This is a genomic window from Nonlabens sp. (assembly GCF_051251825.1).
Classification (GTDB): Bacteria; Bacteroidota; Bacteroidia; order Flavobacteriales; family Flavobacteriaceae; genus Nonlabens.
In genome coordinates this window covers 1-4,897 of sequence record NZ_JBPOGG010000033.1, presented here as the reverse complement: position 1 = coordinate 4,897, position 4,897 = coordinate 1, and the positions used below count along the sequence as shown (strand labels likewise).

Below are 4,897 nucleotides of genomic sequence, written 5' to 3'. Positions count from 1 at the left end.
CTTACACAACAATATTTACACTAACAATTTATATACAGATATATTTGCCTGGTTAGAAGGTCAATGAATTCTATTGACAAAGAAACTAGGTTATTTGTAGATATATATAATGATGTATAACTCTTTAAAATTCCTTTACATTTTTGTAGCGCTGCTGTTCTCATTTCAGCTGGTTGCACAGGAAACCTATTTGGATACTTTTACAAGCACTTTTTACGGAAGTAATGAAGGAACTCAAAATTTCAGTTCTGATTGGATTGAAAGTGGAGATGACGGTAATGCTTGGGGTGGTCGAATACAAATTACTGGTGGTCAGTTACGTTTTAGAAATATAGATAATAGGTATATCTATAGGTTTGTGCCTTTAGCAGGGGCTTCATCCGCTACCTTAACTTTAGATTATGATGCCAATTCTGCAGGAGGTGAGGCAATAGACGTGTATATATATAATGCAGATACTAATCAATGGGGTTTTGTTCAAAGAATTAATGGTGGAACAGGTTCGTTAACCTATAATTTAACGGCTGCCGAAATCGCTTCTAATCCTGCTATCATATTTTATCGTGGTGATACAACTTGGGAAAATAATGATACCATTTTTATTGATAATGTTCAATTTAGTGCCACTTTTGGGTCAGAAGTACTTGTTGATGACGTTACTGTAAATGAAAATGCTGGTACGGCAACCTTCACCGTAAGACATGGTGGTAGTGCTGCTAGCGGACCTTATAGTGTTAATTATACAACAACTAATATATCTGCAACCTCAGGTCAAGATTATACGGCATCAAGCGGAACCTTAAATTTTGATGGAACCATTTGGGATACGGAAACTATAACTATTTTTATAACCGATGACACCATATTTGAAGGCGATGAAACTTTTAGTTTTTCTTTTACGTCAACCTCAAATCCCAATGTAGATATTACAGATACGGCCATTGGTACAATTTTAGCTAATGATGCCTTAATTATTACAGATGGGGGCTCTGCAACTACTTGTGATGATATATTTTTAGATTCTGGTGGTATAAGTAATTATTCCGATAATGAAGATTTAGTGTATACCATCTGTCCAGATACTGCGGACAATTATACTCAGGTAAATTTTGACCAGTTTGATGTTATATCAGGTGATATTCTTTATGTGTATGATGGTAATAATACCGGAGCCACTTTAATAGGGCAGTATGATAATGATAATGTACCAACACAAATTTTTGCAACCAATGCTAATGGATGTTTAACATTTAGGTTTACGTCTAACAACAACACTACTGGTAACGGTTGGCAAGCAACTGTTAGTTGTTCTCCTCCAGGACCAAAGATTGTGGTAGAAGATGTATACGTAGATGAAGACTCTGGTAGTGCTATATTTACCGTGACTCATGTTCGTGACCGTCATGGTTTTAGTTGGTTTTTTGGCTTTGTTGAAACTCCGTTTACCGTAGAGTATATGGTAAGTGATGGTACTGCAAATAATGGTAGTGATTATATTTCCGTAAACGGTACACTGACTTTTACGGGTGAGGTGGGTAATGTTCAAACTTTTTCAGTACCTATCGTGGATGATGGGGTACCAGAGTTAGTAGAATTTTTTACTGTTGGATTTTCTGATGCAACAGCCCAATACGCTACTGTAGATTATAGTGATACTGCCAATGGTTATATAAATTCTCAAATTTTAGCCAATGATCCATTAACACTATTTCAAGAGTTTGATGGGTATTATGATTATTCTACAACAGGTGGTTCATTAAGAACAAATGATAACAATACGGATGCTTGTTCTATAACAACATCATCATCAAATACATTAATTGCGCCTATACCAAACACAGGTACAATAAAAAAGGCATATTTGTATTGGGCTCATTCAAGTACAGTAGTTGATGGTAGTGTAACTTTTGAAGGACAAACTGTTAACGCTAATTTTCAGTATCAAACAACACTTACCAATAGAAATTTTTATGGCTATGTTAGTGATGTCACGGATATTGTAGCGGGTGTAGCAGATCCGTCAACTAACGTTTTTGATTTTTCTGGTTTATCCGTAGATAACTCAAATACCTATTGTTCATCGGCAACTGTATTAGGAGGTTGGACACTATTTGTTTTTTATGAAGACCCTAATCTTCCTGCAGTAAACATTAACCTATATCAAGGTTTTGATGGTTTAAGCAATGATGGTAACTCATTTACACTGGATAGTTTTTATGCAATTGCCGGTGCAGGAGCAAAAGCTTCATTTTTATCATGGGAAGGAGATTCAACTTTAGACGGTAATAGTTCTGGTACTACTAATCCTAACGGGGAACGATTATCGATAACGAATCAGGCAAATCAAGATTTTACTTTATCCGGAGATGGTGGTCAAACAGGGAATAATGCATACAATTCTACCATGTATGATAATACTACAACACCAGATTATAATATAAATACAACATATGGCGTTGATTTAGATACGTATGATATTTCTACTTATATCTCTCCTGGAGATTCTCAGGTTACTGCAAATGTAGATGTTGGTCAAGATTTCCTGATATCTGCGGCAGTGGTATTAAAGGTGCCTTCTAATCTTATTGCGGGTACCGTTTTTGAAGATGTTAATTATGGTGGTGGTCAAGGTAGAAATATGACCGATGCCAATGGTGTGGGTATATCTAGCGCTATTGTAGAATTATACGAAAGCGATGGGACTTTTGTACGAAGAACAACTTCAAAAGTTAGTGGAGATTACAGTTTTGGAGGTATGGCAGATGGAGATTACTATGTAAAATTGGTAAACTCTACAGTAAGATCGAATAGGGATAATGGTATAAACTGCACAACCTGTGTTCCTGTACAGACTTTTAGGACTTATGGCGAAGTTTCAAATATTATAGAGGTTTTAAATGAAATAGGTGGTGCAGACCCCACGGCTTTTAGTGATTCGGCATTAGGCGTATTTGATGATTCCCAAAGTTTATCTTTAGTTAGTATAGCCAGTAGTGGTGTTGCAAATATTGATTTTGGATATAATTTTAATACAATCGTAAACACGAATGTACTTGGTCAAGGTTCATTAGAACAATTTATTTTGAATAGTAATACTTTAGGAGAAGCAGGTCTGGATATAGAATCTAATTCAATCTTTGACCCGGCCGCAGGAGAAGATGTCTCAATTTTCATGATACCACCCACAGGTGATTCTTTTGGCAGAACCGCAGATGTTAATTTCACAAATGGTTACTTTGATATTGAAATTTCTAAAAATGATCCTCTATCGGTAATAACAGGTAGTACTACCATTATAGATGGTAGAACGCAAACAGCATATTCTGGTGATACAAATACAGGTGTAGTGGGTTCAGGTGGTGATACGGTAGGTATTTCCAATGCTATATTACCAACATATGAAAGACCGGAAATTCAAGTTCATCGAGAAGATGGCGACGTTTTCATTAATGAGGGTGATAATGTGATTATAAGAAATTTAGCGATTTTTTCAGATAAGTCTTCAGCCATAGTTGTAGAAGATGGTTCAATAGAAATTACCCAGAATTTAATTGGCGTGAATGCATTAGGTAATAATTCGGGAGATATAGATGTTGGTGTAGAAAATAAAGATGGGCAAATTAATGTAAATGGAAATTATCTTGCAACAATTTTAGAATCAGCAGTATTAATAGATGGTGGTAGTTCAAGTTTAATTCAAAATAACCATTTTGAAGATAATGGTAGTTCACCATGTGATGACGCTATTTTACTGGAAGATGGTTCAGGTGTAGTTATTCAACAAAATCTAATAGAAGCATCAGCTTCCACTGCAATCGATGTAGAAGATAAAGTAACCGGTGTTGTAATAACAGAAAATTCCTTAACAACTTCAGGGCAAGATGGAGGTGATTGTCAAGGAAATCCACAACAAATGGCAATTAAGATAGAAAGTGATGATTCATCTATTTCTAATAATATTATTTATCAAAATGGTGGCGCAGGTATTGCAATTGTTGACGGTACATCAAATTTAATAAGTCAAAACTCCATTTACGCGAACGGTACCGTTGTTGATGCTTTGGGTATTGATTTAAATGATGATGGTGTAACAATTAATGATTCAGGAGATAGTGACAATGGTCCAAATGGCTTGTTGAACTTCCCCATAATTACTGGGGCGTATGTTTCAGGAACAAACTTGATAGTAGAAGGATGGTCAAGACCAGGAGCAACTATAGAGCTGTTTGCTACAGATATTAATGAAGGTACGGCAACTATTGGTGATAATACACTAGGATTGACATATGACTACGGAGAGGGGCAACGCTACCTTAATACTATGGTAGAAGGCTCTGCTACAGATTTGGAATCAAACAGTACTACCTATACGGACGAAGACAATAACACGGACAATACTAATAAGTTTAAATTTAGTATTCCATTGCCTTCCGGTATATCGTTAGGAAAAACGATAACTACAACGGCAACTTTAGCCAACTCAACATCTGAATTTTCTCCATTAAGTACGGTCAAAGGCTATACCGTAATTACTAATAGAAGAATTACATATAGAGTAAAACCTAACTAGTATTTTCTTTTTGCTTGAGCTCGATTAAAGAGCTGAAATTATCTTCTAGGTCAAGAAAAATTAATGTTACACTTAGTGTCAAAAAGGACGCATTTCAACGATTTTATTTTGAGGTGTATAGTTCGTAAGTCAGTTCTATTATTGAACTTATCGACGAGCGACACAAGAAAAAAAAACACCAAGACCTCAGCTTTCTCTACCTATACAATAGGAATTAACACTTATACAACAATTATTTTCTGTTGCTAACTCTAAGGTTAATTTTGTAAAGTGTAATTGGATCATATTCAATTGAATTGATTCTACACAACCCAAAAACTGAATAAC

General features: G+C 35.5%; 1 protein-coding gene. It reads left to right on the top strand.

What is annotated here, in order from left to right; translation table 11 throughout:
* Nucleotides 1-112: 112 nt before the first annotated feature.
* Nucleotides 113-4,570: a Calx-beta domain-containing protein gene (locus ACSHWW_RS14225; RefSeq protein WP_435683138.1), complete on the top strand. Its 4,458-nt coding sequence runs from the start codon at nucleotides 113-115 to the stop codon at nucleotides 4,568-4,570.
* The last annotated feature ends 327 nt before the right edge of the window (nucleotides 4,571-4,897 follow it).